General features: G+C 49.4%; 1 protein-coding gene. It reads right to left on the bottom strand.

All coding sequences use genetic code 11. The features are described from left to right. Nucleotides 1-243 (bottom strand): tRNA-dihydrouridine synthase (locus tag B3180_RS03890; protein ID WP_286843234.1); only part of this gene is annotated, 243 nt, incomplete at both ends.

The raw sequence follows: 243 nt of genomic DNA, 5'->3' as shown, positions 1-243 counted from the left end.
CTTTATACATGCAGGCGCGAGTACGACCGTGAATAGCAAGTGACTGAATACCACAGCGTTCTGCTAACTGCGCTATATCAATACCGTTTTTATGTTCAGGATCCCAGCCGGTTCTTGTCTTTAGCGTTACCGGAACGTCGACAGCGTTAACGACCGCTGTCAGTATCTCTTCAACTAACTCAGGGTGCTGCATAAGCGCCGAGCCAGCCATTTTTTTATTCACCTTTTTCGCCGGGCAGCCCA

Origin of the sequence: Idiomarina sp. UBA4206 (assembly GCF_002383015.1) — a bacterium.
Lineage (GTDB): Bacteria > Pseudomonadota > Gammaproteobacteria > Enterobacterales > Alteromonadaceae > Idiomarina > Idiomarina abyssalis.
The sequence above is the reverse complement of the archived record's forward strand: the minus strand, read 5'-3'. Positions and strand labels throughout refer to the sequence as shown.